Source organism: Streptomyces sp. MA5143a, assembly GCF_900290235.1.
Taxonomy (GTDB): Bacteria; Actinomycetota; Actinomycetes; order Streptomycetales; family Streptomycetaceae; genus Streptomyces.
This window is the reverse complement of sequence record NZ_OLMK01000090.1, coordinates 1-20,626: the sequence shown is the minus strand read 5'-3', so window position 1 is coordinate 20,626 and position 20,626 is coordinate 1. Positions and strand designations below refer to the sequence as shown.

17 protein-coding genes and 1 pseudogene are annotated in these 20,626 nt (G+C 72.4%); 5 read left to right on the top strand and 13 right to left on the bottom strand.

Annotated features, from left to right (window positions below):
* Positions 1-276 precede the first annotated feature (276 nt).
* From SMA5143A_RS33190 to SMA5143A_RS33180, 3 genes and pseudogenes are all read right to left on the bottom strand, one after another.
* Positions 277-1,314: a polyprenyl synthetase family protein gene (locus SMA5143A_RS33190; RefSeq protein WP_107466562.1), complete on the bottom strand. Its 1,038-nt coding sequence runs from the start codon at positions 1,312-1,314 to the stop codon at positions 277-279.
* Between the two features lie 284 nt (positions 1,315-1,598).
* Positions 1,599-2,618, bottom strand: a pseudogene (locus SMA5143A_RS33185) (tetratricopeptide repeat protein); the annotation flags it as partial.
* Between the two features lie 189 nt (positions 2,619-2,807).
* Positions 2,808-3,098, bottom strand: coding sequence for a hypothetical protein (locus SMA5143A_RS33180; RefSeq protein ID WP_258193876.1), 291 nt, complete (start codon positions 3,096-3,098; stop codon positions 2,808-2,810).
* A gap of 449 nt (positions 3,099-3,547) precedes the next feature.
* Between SMA5143A_RS33180 and SMA5143A_RS33175 the strand changes: the two genes are divergently transcribed.
* The 4 genes from SMA5143A_RS33175 to SMA5143A_RS33160 all read left to right on the top strand — a co-directional run bounded on the left by SMA5143A_RS33175 (position 3,548) and on the right by SMA5143A_RS33160 (position 6,906).
* Positions 3,548-4,777: a GNAT family N-acetyltransferase gene (locus SMA5143A_RS33175; RefSeq protein ID WP_107466560.1), complete on the top strand. Its 1,230-nt coding sequence runs from the start codon at positions 3,548-3,550 to the stop codon at positions 4,775-4,777.
* A 181-nt stretch (positions 4,778-4,958) separates the two neighbouring features.
* Positions 4,959-5,366 (top strand): YciI family protein, encoded by a 408-nt coding sequence (locus SMA5143A_RS33170; protein ID WP_107466559.1) that lies wholly within the window; start codon positions 4,959-4,961, stop codon positions 5,364-5,366.
* Positions 5,367-5,434: 68 nt separating this feature from the next.
* A complete protein-coding gene (locus SMA5143A_RS33165; protein WP_107466565.1) occupies positions 5,435-6,580 on the top strand; it encodes an RNA polymerase sigma factor in 1,146 nt (381 codons plus the stop codon).
* Between the two features lie 128 nt (positions 6,581-6,708).
* Positions 6,709-6,906, top strand: a complete 198-nt coding sequence (locus tag SMA5143A_RS33160) for a hypothetical protein (RefSeq protein WP_107466558.1) — start codon at positions 6,709-6,711, stop codon at positions 6,904-6,906.
* A gap of 48 nt (positions 6,907-6,954) precedes the next feature.
* On the opposite strand, the gene SMA5143A_RS33155 is transcribed toward SMA5143A_RS33160, so the two are convergent.
* Positions 6,955-7,995 (bottom strand): ATP-dependent DNA ligase, encoded by a 1,041-nt coding sequence (locus SMA5143A_RS33155; protein WP_107466557.1) that lies wholly within the window; start codon positions 7,993-7,995, stop codon positions 6,955-6,957.
* Between the two features lie 133 nt (positions 7,996-8,128).
* On the bottom strand, positions 8,129-8,944 hold the full coding sequence (locus SMA5143A_RS33150) for an SAM-dependent methyltransferase (protein WP_107466556.1): 816 nt from the start codon (positions 8,942-8,944) through the stop codon (positions 8,129-8,131).
* A 179-nt stretch (positions 8,945-9,123) separates the two neighbouring features.
* Between SMA5143A_RS33150 and SMA5143A_RS33145 the strand changes: the two genes are divergently transcribed.
* Positions 9,124-10,104: an alpha/beta hydrolase gene (locus tag SMA5143A_RS33145; RefSeq protein WP_107466555.1), complete on the top strand. Its 981-nt coding sequence runs from the start codon at positions 9,124-9,126 to the stop codon at positions 10,102-10,104.
* On the opposite strand, the gene chvE is transcribed toward SMA5143A_RS33145, so the two are convergent.
* The 8 genes from chvE to SMA5143A_RS33105 form a co-directional block, all read right to left on the bottom strand.
* The gene (chvE, locus tag SMA5143A_RS33140) at positions 10,097-11,194 is read right to left on the bottom strand and encodes a multiple monosaccharide ABC transporter substrate-binding protein (RefSeq protein WP_107466554.1); all 1,098 of its coding nucleotides are present in this window, start codon (positions 11,192-11,194) and stop codon (positions 10,097-10,099) included. The two genes, SMA5143A_RS33145 and chvE, sit on opposite strands and share 8 nt — an antisense overlap.
* A 534-nt stretch (positions 11,195-11,728) precedes the next feature.
* Complete coding sequence (locus tag SMA5143A_RS33135; RefSeq protein ID WP_258193875.1) at positions 11,729-13,144, bottom strand: FAD-binding protein; 1,416 nt, start codon at positions 13,142-13,144, stop codon at positions 11,729-11,731.
* A gap of 418 nt (positions 13,145-13,562) precedes the next feature.
* Positions 13,563-14,876 (bottom strand): MFS transporter, encoded by a 1,314-nt coding sequence (locus SMA5143A_RS33130; RefSeq protein ID WP_181362122.1) that lies wholly within the window; start codon positions 14,874-14,876, stop codon positions 13,563-13,565.
* Positions 14,873-16,372 carry a GMC family oxidoreductase N-terminal domain-containing protein gene (locus SMA5143A_RS33125; protein ID WP_107466552.1) on the bottom strand — a complete coding sequence of 500 codons (1,500 nt, stop codon included), beginning with the start codon at positions 16,370-16,372 and terminating at the stop codon, positions 14,873-14,875. Before SMA5143A_RS33125 ends, SMA5143A_RS33130 begins: the two co-directional genes overlap by 4 nt.
* Positions 16,369-16,749, bottom strand: a complete 381-nt coding sequence (locus SMA5143A_RS33120) for a hypothetical protein (RefSeq protein WP_107466551.1) — start codon at positions 16,747-16,749, stop codon at positions 16,369-16,371. The genes SMA5143A_RS33125 and SMA5143A_RS33120 overlap by 4 nt, the downstream gene beginning before the upstream one ends.
* Positions 16,746-18,179 (bottom strand): aspartate aminotransferase family protein, encoded by a 1,434-nt coding sequence (locus SMA5143A_RS33115; RefSeq protein WP_107466550.1) that lies wholly within the window; start codon positions 18,177-18,179, stop codon positions 16,746-16,748. Before SMA5143A_RS33115 ends, SMA5143A_RS33120 begins: the two co-directional genes overlap by 4 nt.
* Positions 18,172-19,578, bottom strand: a complete 1,407-nt coding sequence (locus SMA5143A_RS33110; RefSeq protein WP_107466549.1) for an NAD(P)/FAD-dependent oxidoreductase — start codon at positions 19,576-19,578, stop codon at positions 18,172-18,174. The genes SMA5143A_RS33115 and SMA5143A_RS33110 overlap by 8 nt, the downstream gene beginning before the upstream one ends.
* Positions 19,575-20,626: glycosyltransferase family 2 protein (locus SMA5143A_RS33105; protein ID WP_146193989.1), on the bottom strand; the 1,052-nt coding region annotated here is incomplete at its 5' end. The genes SMA5143A_RS33110 and SMA5143A_RS33105, both read right to left, overlap by 4 nt.

Below are 20,626 nucleotides of genomic sequence, written 5' to 3'. Positions count from 1 at the left end.
CGAGCCGGTGGCTGACGCGCCAGGGAGGGCCTCAGGTGCCCTGGCGGCAGGTGGGAGCGGCCCCGGAGCCCTACTAGGGGCTGTCGTCAAACTCCCGTCTGCCCCACGACGCCCGGCACGCACTCTCGCCGCGCCGGGCGAAAGCCCAAGTACGTCCAGTACGAGGACTTCCGCCCGGCACTCCCCCAAGCTCTTCGAGCAGGGGGTACCCCCAGAGCACGCACCGGACGCCGCAGGGCCGCCCTCTGGGCGACGACGGGAGTTTGACGACAGCCCCTAGAGGTCGCGGCCCACGAGGAACGTGGACAGGGCGCGCAGTTCGTCCCCGGCCAGGCCCTGGAGGGAGACGTCGGCGAGGGCGGTCTCGGCCGCCGCGATGTGGGCGCGCGCCTCGTCCAGCGCCGCCGCCCGGCCGCCCGCGGCCTCGACGAGCACGGCCACCTCGCGGGGGTCCCCTCCCGAGGTCAGCAGCGCGTCCAGACGCCGGGCCTCGGGGGACGGGGAGTCGAGCGCGGCGAGCACCGGGAAGGTCTTCTTGCGCTCCCGGAGGTCGTTGTGCACGGGTTTGCCGGTGACCGCGGGGTCGCCCCAGATGCCCAGGACGTCGTCGACGATCTGGAAGGCGAGCCCGAGACGGCGGCCGGCCAGGTCGAGCGCGGCGACCGCGGACGGCGAACCGCCGCCGAGCAGCGCGCCGAGCGCGGCCCCGCAGCCCAGCAGCGCACCCGTCTTCTGCTCGGCCATCGCCAGGTACTGCGCCGACCGCACCCGTTCCGGCCCCGTCCAGGGCCGTTCGGCGAACAGCAGGTCGTCCGCCTGGCCGCGCACCAGATCGCCCAGCGCCGCCGAGAGCATCCGCAACGCGGACGGACCCGCCTCGGTCGCGGCGAGCGTCTCGACGGCCAGCGCGAACAGGGCGTCACCCGCGAGGACCGCGGGCCCGGTGCCGTATGCCTTCCAGACCGTGGGGCGCCCTCGCCGCGCCTGGTCACCGTCCATGACGTCGTCGTGGAGCAGCGAGAAGACATGCGTCAGTTCCACCGCGACCGCCGCGGGGACACCGGCCCGGCCGGGGGCACCCACGGCCTCGGCGCCGAGCACGGCCAATGCCTGCCGCACCCCCTTGCCGCCGGACGCGGCGGTGGGGGCGCCGCCCACCTCGCACCAGCCGAGGGAGTACGCGGCCATCTCGCCCACCCAGGGGTGCGTCCGCCCGATCGCCTCCCGCAGCGCGGGCCGCACCGTCTCACGGCAGCGTCGCAGGACGAGGGGGACGTCGACCGGCGCCCGTAGCGCCGAGGAGACCGGCGTCACCGCCCCGCCTCCAGCCGGACACCACGCGCCCCCCGACTCCGGCCGACGGGATCGGCCGCGGCCGAACCGCCGGCTGCCCGCGGCGCCGGGCCGCCGGTTCCCGCCTGGGCGTCGACACCGCTTGCCGCGGCCCGTGCGCCACCACCGGAGCCCTCCTGCTCGGGGAGGCCGGCTTTTCGCCGAGCCCTGCCGTCGGCTTCCGCCCGGGCCCCGGAGCCGCTCCCCTCCTGCGCCCGGCCGCCGGTGCCTCCTTGCCGCCGTGCACGGGAATCCCCCTGCGGTCGGACCCCGAGTTCGGTGTGGGCCCGCGCCACCATCTCTCTGGCGTGCCGTAACCCGATCCGCTCCAACTCCCTCGCCAGGTCGGCGAGTTCGGCGGCCGTTTCGGCGTGGTCGCGGCCCAGCCGGGCGAGTGACTTGGCCAGCCCCAGCCGGGACAGCGCCTCCCCGCGTGGCTCGCTCATCTCGCGGAACTCCGCCAGCGCCCGCTCGTACGTGTCGCGCGCCTCGGCATAACGCCCCGCCCGGTAGAGGACGTTGCCCCGCATCTTGTGGTTGTAGGCCAACGCGCTGGACAGCCGCATCGCCCGGCAGGTGGTCTCCGCCTCCGACAGCAGCGCGAGCGCCCGCTCGACGTCACCGTCCCGCGCCGAGACGATGTCGGCCAGTCCGCGCAACGCCCACGCGTGGCCGCGCCGGTCGTCGGCACCCCCTGCGATCTGTGCCGCCTCCTCGAACAGCGCGTACGCGCTGTCGTACTCACCGCGCTGGCGGTGGATCTGCGCGATGCCCTCCAACGCCCACACCGTGTGCCGCGCCTCGCCGCGCCGCCGGGCCTCGGTCAGCAGTTGCTCGTGCAGCCGGGCGACGGCCTCGTAGTCGCCCTGGATCCGGCCCGTCTCGGCCAGCCCCGCGAGGGAGTAGCCGCGTACGACGACGTCCCCGCCCCGTTCGCCCATCTCGGCCGCGAGCCCGAGCAGCCGCCGGGCCAGCGGGAACGAGCCCCGTTGACGGGCCAGGGTGCCGCCGCTCCACAGGGCCCAGGCCATCGCTCCCAGGTCTCCCACCGCTCTGGCCGCCCGGTAACTCGCCTTCCACGCCCGGTCGGCCTCCCTGATCTGACCCAGCCGCCGGTGCGCCTCGGCCACCGCGAGCCCGGAGCGCGCCGCCTCGCCGTGCTCCCCGGCACGCTCGGCCTCCGACAACTGCCGTGTGCCGGCGGCCAGTACCTCGATGAGGGAGGAATTCACGGACAGGGTGGTGAGGGCGCCCTGGTATTCCGGGGCGAACGCCTTGCCGTACATGGTTGCCTTTCGTTCCGAATACACGCGACGCAGGCCGTCTCTGCGTATACACACCATCTCTACATCACGTGTATACATGGAGTGTATAGAGAGGCTGAAACAAGCCCTGGCCCGAGGGCCAGGGCGTCATCTGCTGCTGATCAAGACGTCAGGCACGTCAAGGAGGTTGCTCGTGCGGCGCAGATCACCTCACGAGGCGGCGGCTGCCTCGGCGTCGGCCTGGTCGGCGGCGGCCGCCGCCTTGGCGATGCCGAGGAAGCGCCGGATCGTCTCGACCGGCATGTCGAGCCCCTCCGAGGCGGACTGCTCCGTGCCGAACATCTGCACCGCCTCGGCGACGGCCAGGGCCAGCTCGACCTCCGCCTTGCGTACCTTGGCCTCGGCCTTGTCGACGGTGTCGACCACCGCCAGCTGGCGGCGCTGCTTCTCCTGAAGCCTCTGCTTGCGGGACGGGGTCTTCTCGGGGTGCTGCACAGTCATGACCAAGATCATAATCCGTCGCGCCCACCCCCGCCGCATCCCCAACTCGGTTGACCTGCAAGGGAGAACCAAGGCTTCCCGGTGACGTTTGTCGAGACGGTGGCTCGCGCGCGTGCCGGGTGCGCTGGTCGCCGCGACGGACGACGGCGACGTCCTGCTCCTTTCCCTTGCTGCCGGTGCCGCGGGCAGCCGTGGGGTGGACGGTGGGCCGTCGGGAGCCGCGGTCGCGGAGTTCGACGAAGGCGGACGAGACGCATCCGACCTGGCTCCGACTTCAGGCGGCCTGCAACGCCCCGCGCGAGCAGGACACATGACCGCCCACGGCGCCGGGCCGGGGCCGGGTCGTGCGTGACCGGGCGTAATTCGCTTGCTCCGGCCATGGGTTGACGCTGCACTGGGGCCGGACGCCACGAGTCGTGGCGCCGGCCTACGAGGAGGCAGCCGCAGCGATGCAGATCCGTTCCACGACCGATGACGACCTCGACGTTTTCATCGACACGGTCTACGCCGCGTTCGGACGCTTCCCGGAAACCCCGATCGAGGGCGGCGGGCTCTGGTGGTCGGCGCTCGAAACGAACCGTTGTCTGCTCGCCCTGACGGCCGACGGGCGCCCCGTCGGCACCGCCGCCGCGCACTCCTTCGAGCTCACCCTGCCCGGTGAGACCCTCGTCCCGGTCTCCGGGGTGACCGCCGTCGGTGTCCTGCCCTCGCACCGGCGCCAGGGCGTGCTCAGAGCGATGATGCGGCATCAGCTGGCCGAGCTGCGGGCCCGCGGGGAGTTCCTTTCCGTACTGCTGGCCTCCGAGGCCCCGATCTACGGCCGGTTCGGCTATGGACCGGCGACCTACACGGCGCGGGTGACGGTGCCGCGCCACCGGGCCGCCCTCACCGTTCCCCGGGCGCGCGGAGCGGCCGACGGGCCGGCGACCGGGGCCGACAACGGCTCGGTCGAGGTGCTGCGGCGTGCCGAGTGCGGCGAGACGCTGGAAGAGATCTACGACCGGTACCGCCGCGCCCAGCCCGGCGCGTTGTCCCGGCCGCACCGCTGGTGGGACCTGCGCGCGGGGCAGCCCCCCATCTCGCCGGCTCCGCGCTACGTCGCCGTCCACCGGGATGCCGACGGGCTCCCGGACGGGTACGCGAGCTACTCGATCGAGTCCGGCACCTTGACGGTCGACGAGACCATCACCACCGACGACACCGCCTTCACGGCCCTCGCCCGGTTCGTACTCGGACACGACCTGGTCTCCAAGGTGGTGTTCGGGCACGTCCAGCCCGAGCACCCGCTGCGCTGGCAGCTCGCGGACTTCCGCGCCGGCGAGGTGAGCAGCGACACCGACTGGCTCTGGGTGCGGCTCCTGGACATCCCGGCCGCGCTGACCGCGCGCGGCTGGTTCACCGACGGCGAGCTCGTGCTCGACGTCGAGGACCCCTTCCTCGGCGAGCACGGCCGCTACCTGCTGACCGTCCGGGACGGCAAGGCCGACTGCGTCCCGACGGACCGGGAACCCGACCTGTCCCTGGACGTGCGCGACCTGGGCTCGCTCTACCTCGGCGGCACCGCCGCCGGCACCCTGGTGCGTGCCGGACACATCCGGGCCCACCGCCCGGACGCCGTCACCCTCGCCGACGCCCTCTTCCGTGCCGAGCGCTCCCCGCACTGCCTGCACTGGTTCTGACCGTGTCCCCGCTCGCCGGGGCTGACGACGGCCCCGGCAGGATGCCGTGCCGGACGCGAGCGACGAGGATCGGCACGGCGTCGAAAAAAATCTCGCGAGGGATGTCGAGAACCCGTGACCGGCTCCGTCCCCGTGGTGAAGGCGACCACAATGGGTCGCACGAGCATCGAGGAGAGAGACGATGGCCAAGTACCTGTTGCTCAAGCACTACCGTGGCGCCCCGGCAGCGGTGAACGACGTCCCGATGGACCGGTGGACGCCCGAGGAGATCTCGGCGCACATGCAGTACATGCACGACTTCGCCGCCCGGCTGGAGAAGACCGGCGAGTTCGTGGACGGTCAGGCGCTCGCCCCCGAGGGCACCTGGGTCCGGTACGACGGCGAGGGGCGCCCGCCGGTCACCGACGGCCCGTTCGCCGAGACCAAGGACCTCATCGCCGGCTGGATGGTGATCGACGTCGACAGCCACGAGCGGGCCGTGGAACTCGCCGGGGAACTGTCGGCCGCGCCCGGAGCGGGTGGGAAGCCGATCCACGAGTGGCTGGAGGTCCGCCCGTTCCTGACCGCGCCGCCCACCATCACGGAGTGACCACCCCGATGGACGAGGATCACGGAGTGACCACCCTGATGGACGAGGATCACGGAGTGACCACCCTGATGGACGAGGCCCTGCTCCGCGACCTCACGCCCGGAGTCCTCGCCGTCCTCGTCCGCCGCGGAGCCGACTTCGCGGCGGCCGAGGACGCCGTCCAGGACGCGCTGGTCGAAGCGCTGCGCGTCTGGCCGGCCGACCCTCCACGCGACTCCAAGGGCTGGCTGGTCACGGTCGCCTGGCGCAAGTTCCTCGACGCGACGCGCGCGGACACCGCCCGCCGCCGGCGCGAGGACCTCGTCGAGGACGAGCCGGCCCCCGGGCCGGCGCCCGCCGCCGACGACACGCTCCAGCTGTACTTCCTGTGCGCCCACCCCTCACTCACCCCGTCGTCGGCGGTCGCGCTCACCCTGCGCGCCGTCGGCGGGCTGACCACCCGGCAGATCGCCCGCGCCTATCTGGTCCCCGAGGCGACCATGGCCCAGCGCATCAGCCGGGCCAAGCGGACCGTCTCCGGGGTGCGGTTCGACCAGCCGGGTGACGTCGCCACCGTCCTGCGCGTCCTCTACCTGGTCTTCAACGAGGGGTACTCGGGCGACGTCGACCTGGCGGCCGAGGCCATCCGGCTCACCCGGCAGCTCGCCGCCCGGATCGACCACCCCGAGGTGGCGGGACTGCTCGCGCTCATGCTGCTCCACCACGCCCGGCGCGCCGCCCGCACCGCATCCGACGGCAGCCTGGTGCCGCTCGCCGAGCAGGACCGGAGCCGGTGGGACACGAAACTGATCGCCGAGGGCGTCGGGATCCTCCAGGCGGCGCTCGCCCGGGACCGGCTCGGCGAGTTCCAGGCACAGGCCGCCGTCGCCGCGCTGCACGCCGACGCGCCCACCGCCGAGGAGACGGACTGGGTGCAGATCGTCGAGTGGTACGACGAGCTCGTACGGCTGACCGACAACCCCGTCGTCCGGCTCAACCGTGCCGTCGCCGTGGGGGAGGCCGACGGGCCACGCGCCGGTCTGGCGGCCCTCGCGAGCCTGGACGACTCCCTGCCCCGCCACACCGCCGTGGCCGCCCACCTCCACGAACGCGACGGCGACCTGACGACGGCGGCCCGCCTGTACGCCGAGGCGGCCCGCAAGGCACCCAACACCGCCGAACGCGACCACCTGACCCGCCAGGCGGCCCGGCTCAACACCCAAGGGCGTCGCTGACGACGGCTGGGGGGCGAGGGGGACGTTGATGCGGGGCGGGGGAACCGAGGGGCCCGGCTCCACAGAGGCTCCGCCCGGCCGGGCTTGCTCGACCTGCCCTCACGAGGCGCCGGACATACATTCGATCCATGGAGGAGATGCCGCGACGCATCGACCCCTCCTCGGACCGGGCGACCGCCGCGCTCCTGCTCGGATGTCCACCGGGACAGGTCGGGTCCTGCCCGCGCTGCCAGGGGCTCACCCGGCGCTACGGCCCGAGGGCACGAGTGCTGTGCGCGGCCTGCCGAGCAGCGGACCGCGCGGACGCCGGGAACCGGGGCGGCTGACCGCCCGCATCCCCCGTCACCCGGGGCGGCTGACCGCCCGCATCCCCCTCACTCCGGCCCCATGAGTCTTCCGTCCTGCCCGCCCGGCCCCGACCCCTCGTCGAACTCCGTCACCTCGTCCGGTGTCATGTCCTCCCGGAGGCGGGCGAAGCGGGCCGGGTGGCGCCAGGCTCCGTGGACCTGGGCGGTGTCCACGGCCATCTCGGCCACCAGGTCCGGCTCGACGAGGACGACCTCCAGGGGTGTGCGCGAGCCCCAGGACGTCGTGAAACGGGTCCCCTCCCAGGGGTGGCCCGGTCGGGCCGGGGACAGCCGGGCGGCGATGTCCTGCACCGCCTCGGGGTGCAGCGGGGTGCTGCGGGCCACCAGGCGGAGGACTCCCTCGCGGTCGTAGCGGCCGAGGAGGACGGACTGCGGCCTGCGCAGGGTGCCCGTCACGGCACCGACGATGCCCTCCGCGGTGTCCCGGCGCCGGATCTTGTACCAGCCGCGCGTCCCCGGCAGATACCGCTGTCGCAGGCCCTTGACCACGAGCCCCTCCACGCCGGGCACCCGCGTCCAGGAGGCCAGCCACTCCCGCGCGGTGGCCGGGTCGCGCGTCTCCGGGCAGAGGGTCCACGGCGCCGTGAGTCCGTGGCCGGTGAACAGCTCCTCCAGCGTCGCGCGCCGCTCGGCGTACGGTCGGCGGAGGAGTTCCACGCCGTCGGCCTGGAGCACGTCGAAGGCGATGAAGTGGGCGGGCAGCGCCTCGGCCAGCCGGGCGGCCGTACGTCCGCCGGCCGAGGCACGGCGTTGCAGGGACGCGAAGGACAGCTCCTCGCCCGCCCAGACCACCATCTCCCCGTCGAGGACCCAGCCGTCCGGCAGCGCCTCCGCGGCGGCGGCCAGGTCGGGGAAGCGGGCCTGGATCATGCTGCCCCGCCGGGACTGGATCAGTACGGGTCCGGGCGCCGGCCAGGGCGTGAAGACCAGCGTCCGGTATCCGTCGAACTTGGGCTGCACGACGAGACCGCCGGGCAGCGCCGCGGACGGGGGCATCCGTTCCCTGGCCTTCGCCAGCATCGGTTCCACCGGCGGTCGCAGCACCATAGGTCAGGTCTACGGCCGCCCCGCCCGGCCCGCGACCCGAACGCGTCCGCGACCCGAACGCGTCCGCGACCCGAACGCGTCCGCGACCCGAACGGGCCCCACGCCCTCGCCTCGGCACCTCGCGCCTCGGGCGTCAGGGCTTGCGGGCCAGACCTCCGTGTTCGCCGATGACCTCGGGAGCCGCGTCGTCCGGCCCCGGACGCCACTGCGGGACCGACACCACGCCGGGTTCGATGAGCTCCAGGCCGTCGAAGTAGGCGGTGATCTGCTCGGGGGTCCGCAGGTTGTACGGCACGGCGCCGCTGTTGTTGTAGGCCTCCTGGGCCTGCTCGAAGACGGGATCGATGCCGAGGGAGCCGTCGTTGACCGAGAGGTAGCTGCCCGACGGCAGGGCCGCCATCAGCCGGGTGACGATGGAACGGGCCTGGTCGTGGTCGGCGACATGACCCAGGATGTTGCTGAGGATGAGGGCGGTGGGCCGGCCGAAGTCCAGCGTCTCGGCGGCGGCCGCGAGGATGCGGTCCGGCTCCAGCACATTGGCGTCGACGTACGCGGTCGCCCCCTCCGGCGTGGAGTAGAGCAGCGCGCGGGCGTGCGCCAGGACCAGCGGGTCGTTGTCGACGTACACGATCCGCGACTCGGGCGCGATCCGCTGCGCGACCTCGTGCGTGTTGTTCGCGGTCGGCAGCCCCGTACCGACGTCGAGGAACTGACGGATCCCCGCCTCCGCCACCAGGTACGTGATGTTGCGGCGCAGGAACGCCCGGCTGCTGCGCGCGATGGTGACGATGCCGGGGAACACCTTGGTGTAGGCGTCGCCCGCCTCCTCGTCGACCGGGTAGTTGTCCTTGCCGCCCAGCCAGTAGTTCCAGATACGGGCCGAGTGCGGCACCGACGTGTCGATCCTCTGGTGCGCCGCCGGTCCGGGCGTGCTCGTGTGTTCGGTCATGAGTGGCGTCCGTCTTTCCACCGAAGCATTTGACGTTTCAACAGACAACCTACGCCCCGACACCCCCGCGCCGCACACCAGTTGACGAACCAGTGTGACGAACCGGGTGATGAATCCGTTCCCGGTGGGCGCAGATCCTCGGCGTCCGGCCGGTCGGGTCGTTGTGCTTCGATGGGGTGATGGGTGAGCGGAACGGCGAGGGCCAGGAGGCGCGTTACCGTGCCCTGGACGCGACGGTGACACGGCTGTACCACGAGGGGCGGCTGGACGAGGCGCTGACGGCGGTGACGGACGCGGCTCCTGGACTGCCCCGGCGGCGCGCGGACCTCGCGCATCTGACCGCCTGTCTGCTGGCGCTCACCGGGCGCCCCGAGGACGCGCTCACGGAGCTGCGCGCCGCGCTCGGCGACGGTGCCTGGTGGAGCCCCGCGATCCTCGTCGAGGACGACGACCTGGCCGTCGTACGGGACCTGGCGGGCTTCGACGCCCTGCTGAAGGAGTCCACCGCCCGGCACGCCGACGCGAACGCCGTTCCGCTCCCGCCCCTCGTACGGCGGCCCGAGGGCCCCGCGCGCGGGCTGCTGGTCGCCCTCCACGGGGCCGACCAGGACGCGGCGCTGGCCGCGCGCCAGTGGGCGGCGGCCGTGGACGCCGGGTTCGTGCTGGTCGCCGTCGACTCCTCGCAGCGGTCGACCCCGCTCTACCGCAGCTGGCCGGACGCCGGTATCGCCGTACGGGACGTCACCGCCGCCCTCGCCGAGGTGGACGAGGCCGACGGTTCGCTGCCGCTGCTGGCGGCGGGCTTCTCGGCGGGCGCCCGCGCGGCCGTGCTGTGGGCCCTGTCGGACGCGCCCGTACGCCCCCGCGGATTCCTCGCGGTGGGCCCGGCGCTCACCCCGGCCCACCTCGACGGGGAACGGCTCACGAGGGCCGCGCGGAGGGCTCTGAGCGGCCGGATACTGGTGGGGGAGCGGGACGACGACATCGCCCCCGAGATCTTCGACGCCCACGCGCTGCTCACCGGTGTGGGCGCCGACGTGACCCTGGAGTCCGTCCCCGGCCTCGGCCACGACGTCCCCGAGGACTTCCCCCGGCGCCTGCCCGCCCTCCTGGAAGCGCTGCTCCCCACCCGCCCGGCACGGCCCCGTGCCGCTACTTGAGTTCCGCCGCCGTGTAGTAGCCGCCGGCCACCAGCACGTCCTTGTAGTTGCTCTTGTCGACACTCGTCGGCTGGAGCAGATACGCGGGCACGGGCTTGGAGCCGTTGTTGTAGGCCCGCCTGCTGTTCAGGTTCGGCGTCTTGCCGTTGAGGACGTCGTCGACCATGTTCGCGGCCATCTCGGCGAGCAGCCGGAGGTCCTTGTAGACGGTCTGCGACTGCTCGTCCGCGATGATCGACTTCACCGAGGCCAGTTCGGCGTCCTGCCCGGTGATGATGGGCAGGGGCTTGCCGGCGGAGCCGTAGCCGTGCGCCTTGAGCGAGTTCAGGACGCCGATGGAGATGCCGTCGTACGGTGACAGGACCGCGTCGACCGTGGCGCTGCGGTACGCCTTGGTGAGCACGCTGTTCATGCGCTTCTGCGCGGTCGGCCCGTCCCAGCGCAGCGTGGTGATCTGGTCCATGTCGGTCTCGCCGGACCGGACGACCAGCTGCTTGGTGTCGAGGTACGGCTTCAGCAGGTGCATCGCGCCGTCGTAGAAGTACCGGGTGTTGTTGTCGTCCGGCGAACCGGCGAACAGCTCGATGTTGAACGGCCCCTTGCCGTCCTCCAGTCCGAGCTCGTCGATGATGTAGCGGGCCTGGAGCCGGCCGACCTGCTCGTTGTCGAAGGAGACGTAGTAGTCGACGTTCTTCGTGTCGAGGATCAGCCGGTCGTAGGAGATCACCGGGATCTCCGCGTCGGCGGCCTTCTTGAGGACGCTGTCCATCGACTTGTTGTCGATCGCCGCGATGATCAGCGCGTCGACGCCCTGCTCGATCAGCTTCTCGATCTGGGCGACCTGCCGCTTCGGGTCGTCGTCGCCGTAGACCAGCGTGGTCTTGTACCCCTTGGCGGCCAGGTCGTCCACGACGCTCTTGCCGTCGGTGAGCCAGCGTTCGGAGGCCCGGGTCGGCATCGCGACGCCGATGGTGCCGCCCTCGGAACCGTCCGCCGAAGCTCCCCCGTCGTCCTGGCCGCACGCGGACAGGGCGAGGGCGAGCGAGACGGCTCCGGCGATCGTGGAGAGGGCGGCTCTTCGGGTGTGCATGTGATCGTTCCTTGTTCTTCTCGTCGTTGAGAGCAGGACGGCTTGTCAGCTGTCGATGCGGCACTGCCTGGGGAGGGCAGAGCGAGACCGAGCCGGCCGCGCAGTGGGGGCCGGGCGTCGGCAAGCGTGATCGAGGCGCGGGCCACCCGGCATCCGGGGTCCGCCGGCTCCCGTGCTCCCTGTGCCGATGCGCACCGGTACGTACGTCGGGCTGCGCCACGGCGTTCCGGCCACGTGGGGGCTGATTCCGGTGATGCGCAGGGCACTTGCCTTTCAAACCGTTCGACATGTCGTCACACGATCGAATGTTTGCGTGACCATAGGGACACGGTGCGCATGATGTCAACGGGGTGAACAGGAACGGTTACGCAAAGGTGAAGGCTGAGGGGCTCCGGTGACGGACGTGACCGGAGTTGCCTACTGCGGCAAATGAGGCGTCGAAAGGGCGGACACGGGGCTCCTGCGAGAGGAGCACCGTGTCCTGAAGTCGCTCATCGCGGGACGGTCCGTACCGGGACCGTGCCGGGCCGGAGGTCAGAAGATGCCCGGACCGGGGGTGAGGATTCCCTTGGGGTCGTAGCGGTTCTTCCACGCCACGAGTCGCGGCCACATCGAGCCGTAGTGGGTCTGCCAGTCGGCCCGGGTGAACGGGCACGCGCCGTGCGGGTAGCGGGTGCCGCCGACGGCCGCCGCCCGCTGGTAGAGCCGGTAGTTGCGGTCCGTCATCCGCGACGCGAAGTCGGGGTCGGGGCCGGAACCGGCCGAGTCGGTCAGGACGCTGACCAGCCACACCCAGGGGCCGCCCGAGGCGTTGGGCAGTCGCAGCAGCGGCCGCCCGTAGGTCGAGCGCAGCATCGGGAAGATCAGGCCGAAGCCCGTCGGGCCCAGATCCTCCGGCGTCAGCGACGGGAACACCGAGGAGACGAAGTCCTCGACGGCGTCGTCCGGCAGAAACAGATCCAGCCACGGCTTGACCTTCGCGTCCCAGCCCAGGTTCGCCGCGAACGAGTCGTACATGGTCGTGACCAGGAGGATGTAGTCGAGGAAGCCGTAGTCCTCGAAGGCCGCGCCCGCGGCTGCGGGGCTGAGGCCGCGCAGCAGGTACGACGCGTCGGGCGCGTCACCCGTGTCGTGGAAGACGGTGGCCCACAGCGTCAGCGGCTGCGCCGTGCCGGGCTGCGGAATGCTGCCGAGGGAGTCGAACTCACCGCGGTCCGCCAGGATCCTGACGTCCCGGAAGAACGCGGCGACGTCCGTGTACCCGATCCGGTACGTACGGGCCAGCTGCTTGGCGGGCACCAGGTCCACGGTCGCCCGCGTGATCACACCGCACTGGCCGAGTCCGCCGAGTGCCGCCTCGAACAGGTCGGTGTTCTGGGTGCCGGAGCACGGCAGCAGCCGCCCGTCGCCCGTGACCATCTCGAGCTTGCGGGCATGGTCGACCTGGGCGCCCGCCCGGTACGCCGACATCATCCCGATGCCGCCCATCGAGAGGGTCCCGCCGACGGTGGTCCCGAGGTAGCTGGTGATCGACGCCGGTCGCAGGCCGCGTCGGAACGCCGCCTCCACGAGGTCCTTCCACAGCACGCCCGCGTCGACGTCGGCGCTGTCGGTGCCGATCGAGTGGATCGTGCGCAGCGACTCCATCTCGATCACCAGCCCGCCGCTGACGAGCGGTTGCCCGTACATCGCGTGGTGCGCGCCGGCCGGCGCGGTCTTGATGCCGTTGGCCGAGCAGTAGGCGAGCATCTTCCGGATGTCCTTCACCGAGCCCGGTCTGAGGACCGCGCAGGGTGTTCTCACGAAGATGTTGCCCTGGTCGCGGGAGTTCGCCGCGAGGACGCCCGGGTCGAACGTGAGGGTGCCGTCGAGGGACGGGACCGCGGCGAACGAGGCACTGTCGGCGGCCTCGGCCACCCACTGGCGCCCGACCAGATCGAAACCGGCCACGAGCGCTACGGTCCCGCCCCCCAGCCGGGACAGGAACCGACGTCTGTCGAGCTGACCTTGTTCTGTACGTGACATACCAGCCTCCCTGGTGTTGGCGCGGCGTATCGTCGGCACACCCCAGCGGGGGTGCCGTGTCGCAATCAGCGGGTGACTTCAGCCGTTCACGGGTGGCAGCGGTGCGGTCCGCACCTCGCCGCGGCGAGGTGACGGAGTGTCCAGACCCGTGTCCTGACCGGGTCGGCGCTTCTCACTCATGGCGATCTTCCCCCTGAACTGTCCCCGGGCTCATCATGGCCAAAGACAGCCTGTCGCGCGAGAGTTGAATCGTGCTCAGAGACCGGTTTGCGGTCATTGGCGCACTGATTCGTGAAGAGATCGCGGGGGGATACGGGGGGCGGGTGGCGATGTCGTGGTGATGTCACCTCCTTCGGGGTGAGGCGGCCTGGTCCTGCCCCCTCGGCCGCGTGGTCCTGTCGATCCACATCGACGACGCCAGGCACAGCAGCGCGATCACGCACAGCACGACGGGCACCGAGCGCGCTCCCGCCCACTGGATCATCGCGCCGAGGGCCGGGCCCGCGGCGACGCCGCCGAGCATGGAGGCGGCGATCACATGGGCACTGGCGCTGCGCGCCATGGGGACGGTGCGGGTGAGCCAGGGCAGGCCGGTGGGGAAGACGGGGGCGATGAACAGGCCCACGCCCGCGTACATGTACGGGGCCAGGGCGGGCACCGTCGCCGCCGCCAGACAGACCGCCATGCCCGCGCAACTGATGTTGATGATGACGTGTTCCGGCCAGCGCAGGGTGAGGGGGACCACCAGGAACCGGCCGACCGTCATCATCAGCCAGAAGACGGACGTGGCCGACGCGGCGAAGGCCGAGCCGTAGCCCACCGACTCCAGATGCGTGGGTTCCCAGCCGCCCACCCCGGCCTCGACGCCCACGTGCAGGACGTACAGGACGACGAAGGCCAGCAGCAGGAACCGGACACGGGCCCGCGCCGGGGCGGCGGGCCGTGCGTCCGCCGCCCCGTCCGGCGCCCGGACCGGCGCCGGGCTCCTGTCCCGTACGCCGCGCAGGAACAGCAGCAGCGCCGCCGACACCAGCCCGCAGCCCGCGAACACCACCGTGTAGCGGTCCGAGCCCAGCAGACCGATCAGGGCGGGGCCCGCCACCGCGCCGATACCGAAGAACGCGTTGAGGACGTTGAGCATGGCGGTGCTTCGGGAGCCGAAGCCCACGGCGAAGAGCTGGTTGAGTCCGTAGTCGATGCCGCCGAAACCGAGGCCCGCGACGAACGCGGCCGCCAGCGCCGGCGGCCAGGCCGGGGCGAGGGCGAACCCGAGGGACCCCGCCGCCATCAGCGCGTACGAGACACCCAGGAGGAGACGGTTGCCGACCCGGTCGTGGACCCGGTTGAAGGCGAGCACGCCGCCCACCCCGCCGATGAAGTGGGCGGTCAGCCCGACCCCGGCCGCGGCCGGCGACAGCCCGAACTCCTCGCGCAGCGCGGGGATCGCGGGCCCGTAGAACGACTGCAGCGCGCCGATCAGGGCGAACCCCACACAGGACGCCACCAGGGCGGGCACGCTGAACAGCCGCACCTGCCCGGCACCCGCTCCGGTCCGACCTCCACCCTTGTCGGCCTCGACCTCCCCCCGGCTCTCGCTCCCGGCCGCCGGGCCCTCGCGCGGGGTCTCGACCGCGCCCGTCGTCCGCTGCTCCGTCATGTGCCCCTCTTCCCTTCCTGCTCGTTGAAGCGGGCGACGATCTCGTGGGCGAACGCCATGATCGTTCCCTGGGGGCTGATACCGGTGACGCCCGGCAGGACACTCGCGTCGCAGACCCGCAGCCCGCCGAACCCGTACGGCCTGCCGTACGCGTCGCACACCCCGCCCCGGTCGGCACCGCCCATCCGCGCCGACGCCATGCCGTGCACCGACACCAACTCCCAGTCGCCCGGCGCCACCCGCCGGCAGAACTCCTCGACCTCGGACATCCCGGTGAGGGACGGCGCCGAGGACACCGGCGGCGTCACCTCCACGGCGCCCGCCGCGAACAGCAGCCGCGCACCGAGTCGGAACGCCTCGCGCAGCGCGCTGTGGTCGACGGCCGTCATCCCGTGCCGCAGCAGCACCCCACCGCCCGGCAGGGCCCGCACGCTCGCGGTGCCGTGCAGCCGCACCTGGGTGGTGTAGACGCCCAGACGGTCGAAGTCGGCGAGGAAACGCTCGACGTCGCCGGGGGAGCGGCCCGCCAGCGCGGCGGCGAGCGCCCCGCGCGACACGTTCGACGGCATCATCAGCACGCCCCGGTCCCCGAACTCCTTCAGCTGGGCGGTGAAGATGGTGCCGCGCTCCGCCGCCACCTCCTCACGGAAGCGCGCCACCGTACGCAGATTGACGTGCAGCGCCAACTCCCGCCCCACCCGCCGGTGTTGCACGCGGCTGCGCTGGAGCAGCGCGGGCGAGCCGAGCGGGCCCGCCGCGAGGAACACCGACCGCGTCCGGTACACCGTGCGGGTGCCGTCCGGGCCGGCCGCGAGCACCCCGGTCACCGTGCGCCCGTCGTGCAGGACGCGCAGCACCCGGGTGTCCGGGCGGATCCGGGCGCCCAAAGCCTCGGCCCGCGGCAGATAGGTCACGGCCATGCTCTGCTTGGCGCCGGACGTGCAGCCGGTGGTGCAGCGGTTGCGGTGGACGCAGCCCCGCACCGCGCGGTGGGCGTGCTGCCACTGCCAGCCGAGGAGGTCGGCCCCTGCCGTCAGCAGACGGGAGTCACGGTTGTCCTCCTCGCCGCCGTGGCCCTGCACGACGGTGCCGAGACGGCTGTGGACCGTCTTGAGGTGCGGGGCGAGGTCGGCCGCCCGGTAGCCGTCGAGGCCGGCGACCGCCGCCCAGCGGGCGAGCAGCGCGGGCGGCGGCTCCCACAGCAGACCCCCGTTGACCAGGGTCGTCCCGCCGACGGCGCGCCCCTCGCCGTACGCGATGGTCGGTGACCCGAAGACCGGGGTCAGCCCGCCGTTGCGGTACAGGGTGCGCATGTTCTCGGCCGGACTCGCCCCGGCGAGCCGGGCGGTGTCGGCGCGCGGCCCCTCCTCCAGGACCGTCACCTCCCGCCCCGCAGCCGCGAGTTCGAGGGCGGCCACGCTGCCGCCCGCGCCGGAACCGATCACGACCACGTCCGCGTCGACGGTGCGGTGCCGCCTGCCCGGGATCGCCCTCATCGCCGTCCCCCTTCTCCCGCTTCCCCCGTACGGCCGTCGAGGGCGCCCAGCAGTGCCAGCGCGGTGCTCGACCTGACCACCTCGCAGAAGCCGGGCAGCGCGGACAGGGCCCGCATGCCCCGACGGCCCTCCTCGCCCGTCGCACCACGCAGCGACCGCCCGCCGGACGCGAGCCGGTACGCCAGCGGCAGCAGACGCAGAGCCGCCGCGTAGCCGGCGCGCTGGGCCGGCGGCAGGGCCCGCAGCGTGCCCAGGACATGGGCCTCCGCCGCCGCACGGGCGGCGGGTTCCCGCAGACAGGGGTACTGCCGCCACCAGTACGAGCGCAGTCCGCTGGAGCGCAGCGCGGAGCGCAGCAGCCGGGGCCCGCGGCTCATCGGGGCCCCCTTCCCGCGGTCGCCTTCTCCTTGACGAAGTCCGCGAGCAGCCGGGGCGCGCCCTGCCCGAGCACGGTGTCGAGGGCGTCGAGGAAGATCCGCGCCTCCTCCTCGCCCGCCACCAGTGGCGGCGACACGATCAGCGCGATGCTCCGGTTGGAGCCGAAGAAGGTGAGGATGCCGTGGTCCCGGTAGAGCGCGGCGATCACCGCACCCGTGAGCAGCTTCGCGAACGCCTGCGGATCCTTGGCGAGTCGTCCGGGGATCATCTCGCGCACGGCTGCCGGCAGCCGGGGGCCCTGCCGCAGGTACAGGCCGTGCAGCGCGCCCTGGCCCGCCGTCCCCGCGACCATGTTCGGATGCCGGGCGGCGAGATCGGCGAGGCCCGCGCCGAGGACCTCGCCGAGTTTGCGGGCGCGCCCCGGGAAGTCCTCCTCGACGGCGACCGACACCGCCTCCAGCGCCGTGGCCGTCTCCTCGCCGAAGCCGTAGTACGTGGTGCTGTGCAGTGTCGCGTCGCGCAGATTGTCGTACGCCTTGCGGAAGACGGGCTCACGCGCGATGTACCCGGAGATCGACGACTTGCCGCCGCCGAACGACTTCGACGTCGTCACCACGTCGGGCACCAGACCGGGGTGGTGCATGAAGTGGAACAGCTCACCCGTCTTGCCCCAGCCCGTGTACACCTCGTCGAAGACGAGCACGATGTCCCGCTCCGTGCACAGCCGCCGCACCTCGTACAGGAAGTCGGCCGAGCACGCCCGCAGACTGGACGCGTTGAACGGCTCCAGCACGACCGCGTAGACGTCGCTGCGGCCCCGCCCGTCGGTGTGCCGCTCCAGTGCCAGCCGGAACGACTCGAGGTCCCCGTACGCGAACGCGTCCGTGCCCGGCAGCCGCGGATACGCGAAGTGGATCTCCGGGGACGCGGTGATGCTGCCCGCGCCCAGCAGCTTGCCGTGGAAGGCGATGTCCGTGTGCAGGACGGTGCCGCGCCGGCCCTCGTGGTACTTGTACGCCAGCTTCAGGGCGCCCTCCACGGCCTCGCCGCCCGAGTTCGGGAAGTAGGAGATGTTCAGATCGCCCGGGAGCAGCGCGGCGAGGTTGTGGCTGAGCGCGGCCACGTACGGCGACAGGTAGTTCTTGTGGACCTCCATGCGCCGCGCCTCGCGGAAGCGGTCGCGGGCCCCGAGGATCCGGGGGTGGTTGTGGCCGTGGTTGAGGACGCCGACACCGCCGGTGAAGTCCAGGATCCGGCGTCCGTCGCGCAGCCGGATCCAGGCGCCCTGGGCACTGTCGACGAGGTCGCGGCCGAAGCCGAAGGTGCCGATGAGGGAGACCTGGCTGCGGCTGACGTACTTGCCGTACAGATCGTGGACCTGGTCGATGTCGAGGCGTTCGGCCTGGTCGAGGGTGAGCAGCTCAGGCACGGGACGCCTCCTCGGCCGGGGTCGCGGCCCGGCTGGTGCGCAGCCGGTCGGCGATCAGCCGCCCCGCCCTGCGGCCCTCGCGCACCGCGTAGTTGGTGCCCCGGTCCTCCGGGAAGACCTGCGCCATGCTCGCCAGGTACAGCCCGCCCAGCCCGGTCTCCAGCGGCGGCATCGCGCGGGTGTAGTCCGGGGTGACCACCGGCTGGGCGTACTCGGCGCGCCAGACGTGGTGGGCGTCGACCCAGGAGCGGTCGAAGCCGGGGAACATCTTCCGCAGGTGCGGCAGGCTGTACTCGAAGACCTCCTCGTCGCTCATCCGGTACAGCTCGGCGTCGGCCGGCAGGTACTTGGACAGGTAGACGACATGGCGGCCGCCGTAGTGCGCGGGGTCGTCCATGTTGGTGTGCTCGATCACACCGACGTACGGGAACGACGGGTCGTTGACGTTCAACCAGTAGGTGTCGGACAGCCTGCGGTTGTTCTCCAGGACCAGGCAGACGTTCGCCAGGTAGCGGATGCCGCGCAACTGCCGCACCAGGGCCGGCAGCGCGGGGTGTTCCGCCGGGCCCTCGGCGCCCTCGGGTTCCAGGAGGTCCGCCGCGAGCGCGGGCGCGGTGGTGACCAGTACGTGCCGGGCGGGCAGGACCTCGCCGCCGCTCGTCCGCACGCCCGCCACACCGGTGTCGTCCGTGAGCACCGAGTCGACGGCGGTGCCGGTGCGGATCTCCACGCCCAGCTCGGCGAGGCGCTTGTGCAGCGCGGTCACCAGGGTCTCGCTGCCGCCCCGCAGGTAGTACAGGACCTCGCTGCCCGACTTGGTGCGGCTGCCGCCGCGCAGATGCAGCTTGGTCCACATCCAGGTCGCGCCGACCTGGTCGGCGTAGGCGCCGAACTTCCCCTCCAGCAGGGGCCGCCACACCACCTCGTACACCCTGCGCCCGCCGAGCGAGATCAGCCACTCCTTGGCAGTGAGGTGCTCCAGGGACCGCCAGTCGTCGACCCGGCCGGCGCGCAGCGCCATGACGCCGAGCCGCAGCCGGTCCAGGAGCGGCAGCGGAGCGAAACGCAGCAGGTCCAGGGGGCGGGAGAGCCGGTAGATGGAGTTGGCGTAGTACATGCCGGTGCGGGTGAGGTGCGGTCGGACCGCGTCCGCGATGCCCAGCCGGTCGCACAGGCCGAGGATCTCCTCGTCCGAGTCGAACCAGTGGTGGTAGAAGCGCTCGATGCGCTTGCCGCCGCCGACGTCGAAACTGCCCGCCAGGCCGCCCAGTTCGGCGTCCTGCTCCAGGACCGTCACCCGGTGGCCGCGCTCGGCCAGCTCCAGTGCGGCGGACAGCCCGGTGAAGCCGCCGCCGACGACCACGGCGTCCCGGCCGTTCTGCCTGTCGTGTGTGTTCATGAGCGCTCCTCGACGTGCGTGGACGAAGCTGTCAGGGCCTTGCTGTGGCCGGAGTCGACGCGTTCCATGACGAGATAGGGCGGGCGTCCCTGGACCTGCCGGAACACGCCGAGCAGGTACTCGCCCAGCACCCCGCAGACCAGCGACTGCATCCCGAACGCCCCCAGCTGCGCGGCCTCACGGGCGTTGCGCCGGACCACGCCGACACCGCCGGCCCCCAGCAGGGAGGCGACACCGATGTAGGTGGGGATGCGCAGCGGCAGGGCCGCCGCGCCCGAGAGGACGCCGGTGCGGGAGAGCGCCAGCATCTTGCGCAGCGTGTACTTGGTGGTGCCGGCGGCCCTCGCGTCGCGTTCGTAGCTGAGGGTCGTCTCGGGGAAGCCGGTCCAGCTGATCTGGCCCCGCAGGAACAGCTCCTTGTCCCCGAGCGACGTCACGAAGTCGACGACCTTGCGGTCCAGGAGCCGGAAGTCGCCCGTGTCGAGCGCGACGGGCTGGTCGGAGATCCGGGACAGCAGCCGGTAGTAGAGGTACGCGGTGGCCTTCTTGCGGCGGGTCTCGCCGTGCCGGATGGCCCGGCGCGCGGACACCACCGCCCAGCCCTTGAACCATTCCTCCGCCATGCTCGGGATGAGCTCGGGCGGGTCCTGGAGGTCCGCGTCCATCAGGACGACGGCGTCTCCCGCGGCCTCGGCGAGACCGGCCAGACACGCGGCCTGGTGCCCGAAGTTGCGGCTGAAGCGGACCCCGCGGACCTGCGAGGACGAACCCGGCGGAGTGTCGGCGATGAGTTTCTGGATGAGGGCCCAGGTCGCGTCGGCGCTGCCGTCGTCGACGTACACGATCTCGTGGGGCAGGTCGCGCAGGGCGCGGGTCAGACGTTGGTGGGTGCGCCTGAGCACCTGTTCCTCGTTGTAGCAGGGCAGGACGACGCTGATGAGATACGAGCGCGGCGGTGCGCTGCTCGTCCGGTGCGTGGCGATGGGAACCCTCCTTGCGGTGGTGCGCGGAGCAGGTCGGCATGCGCTGTACGTGAAAGGGGGCGGAT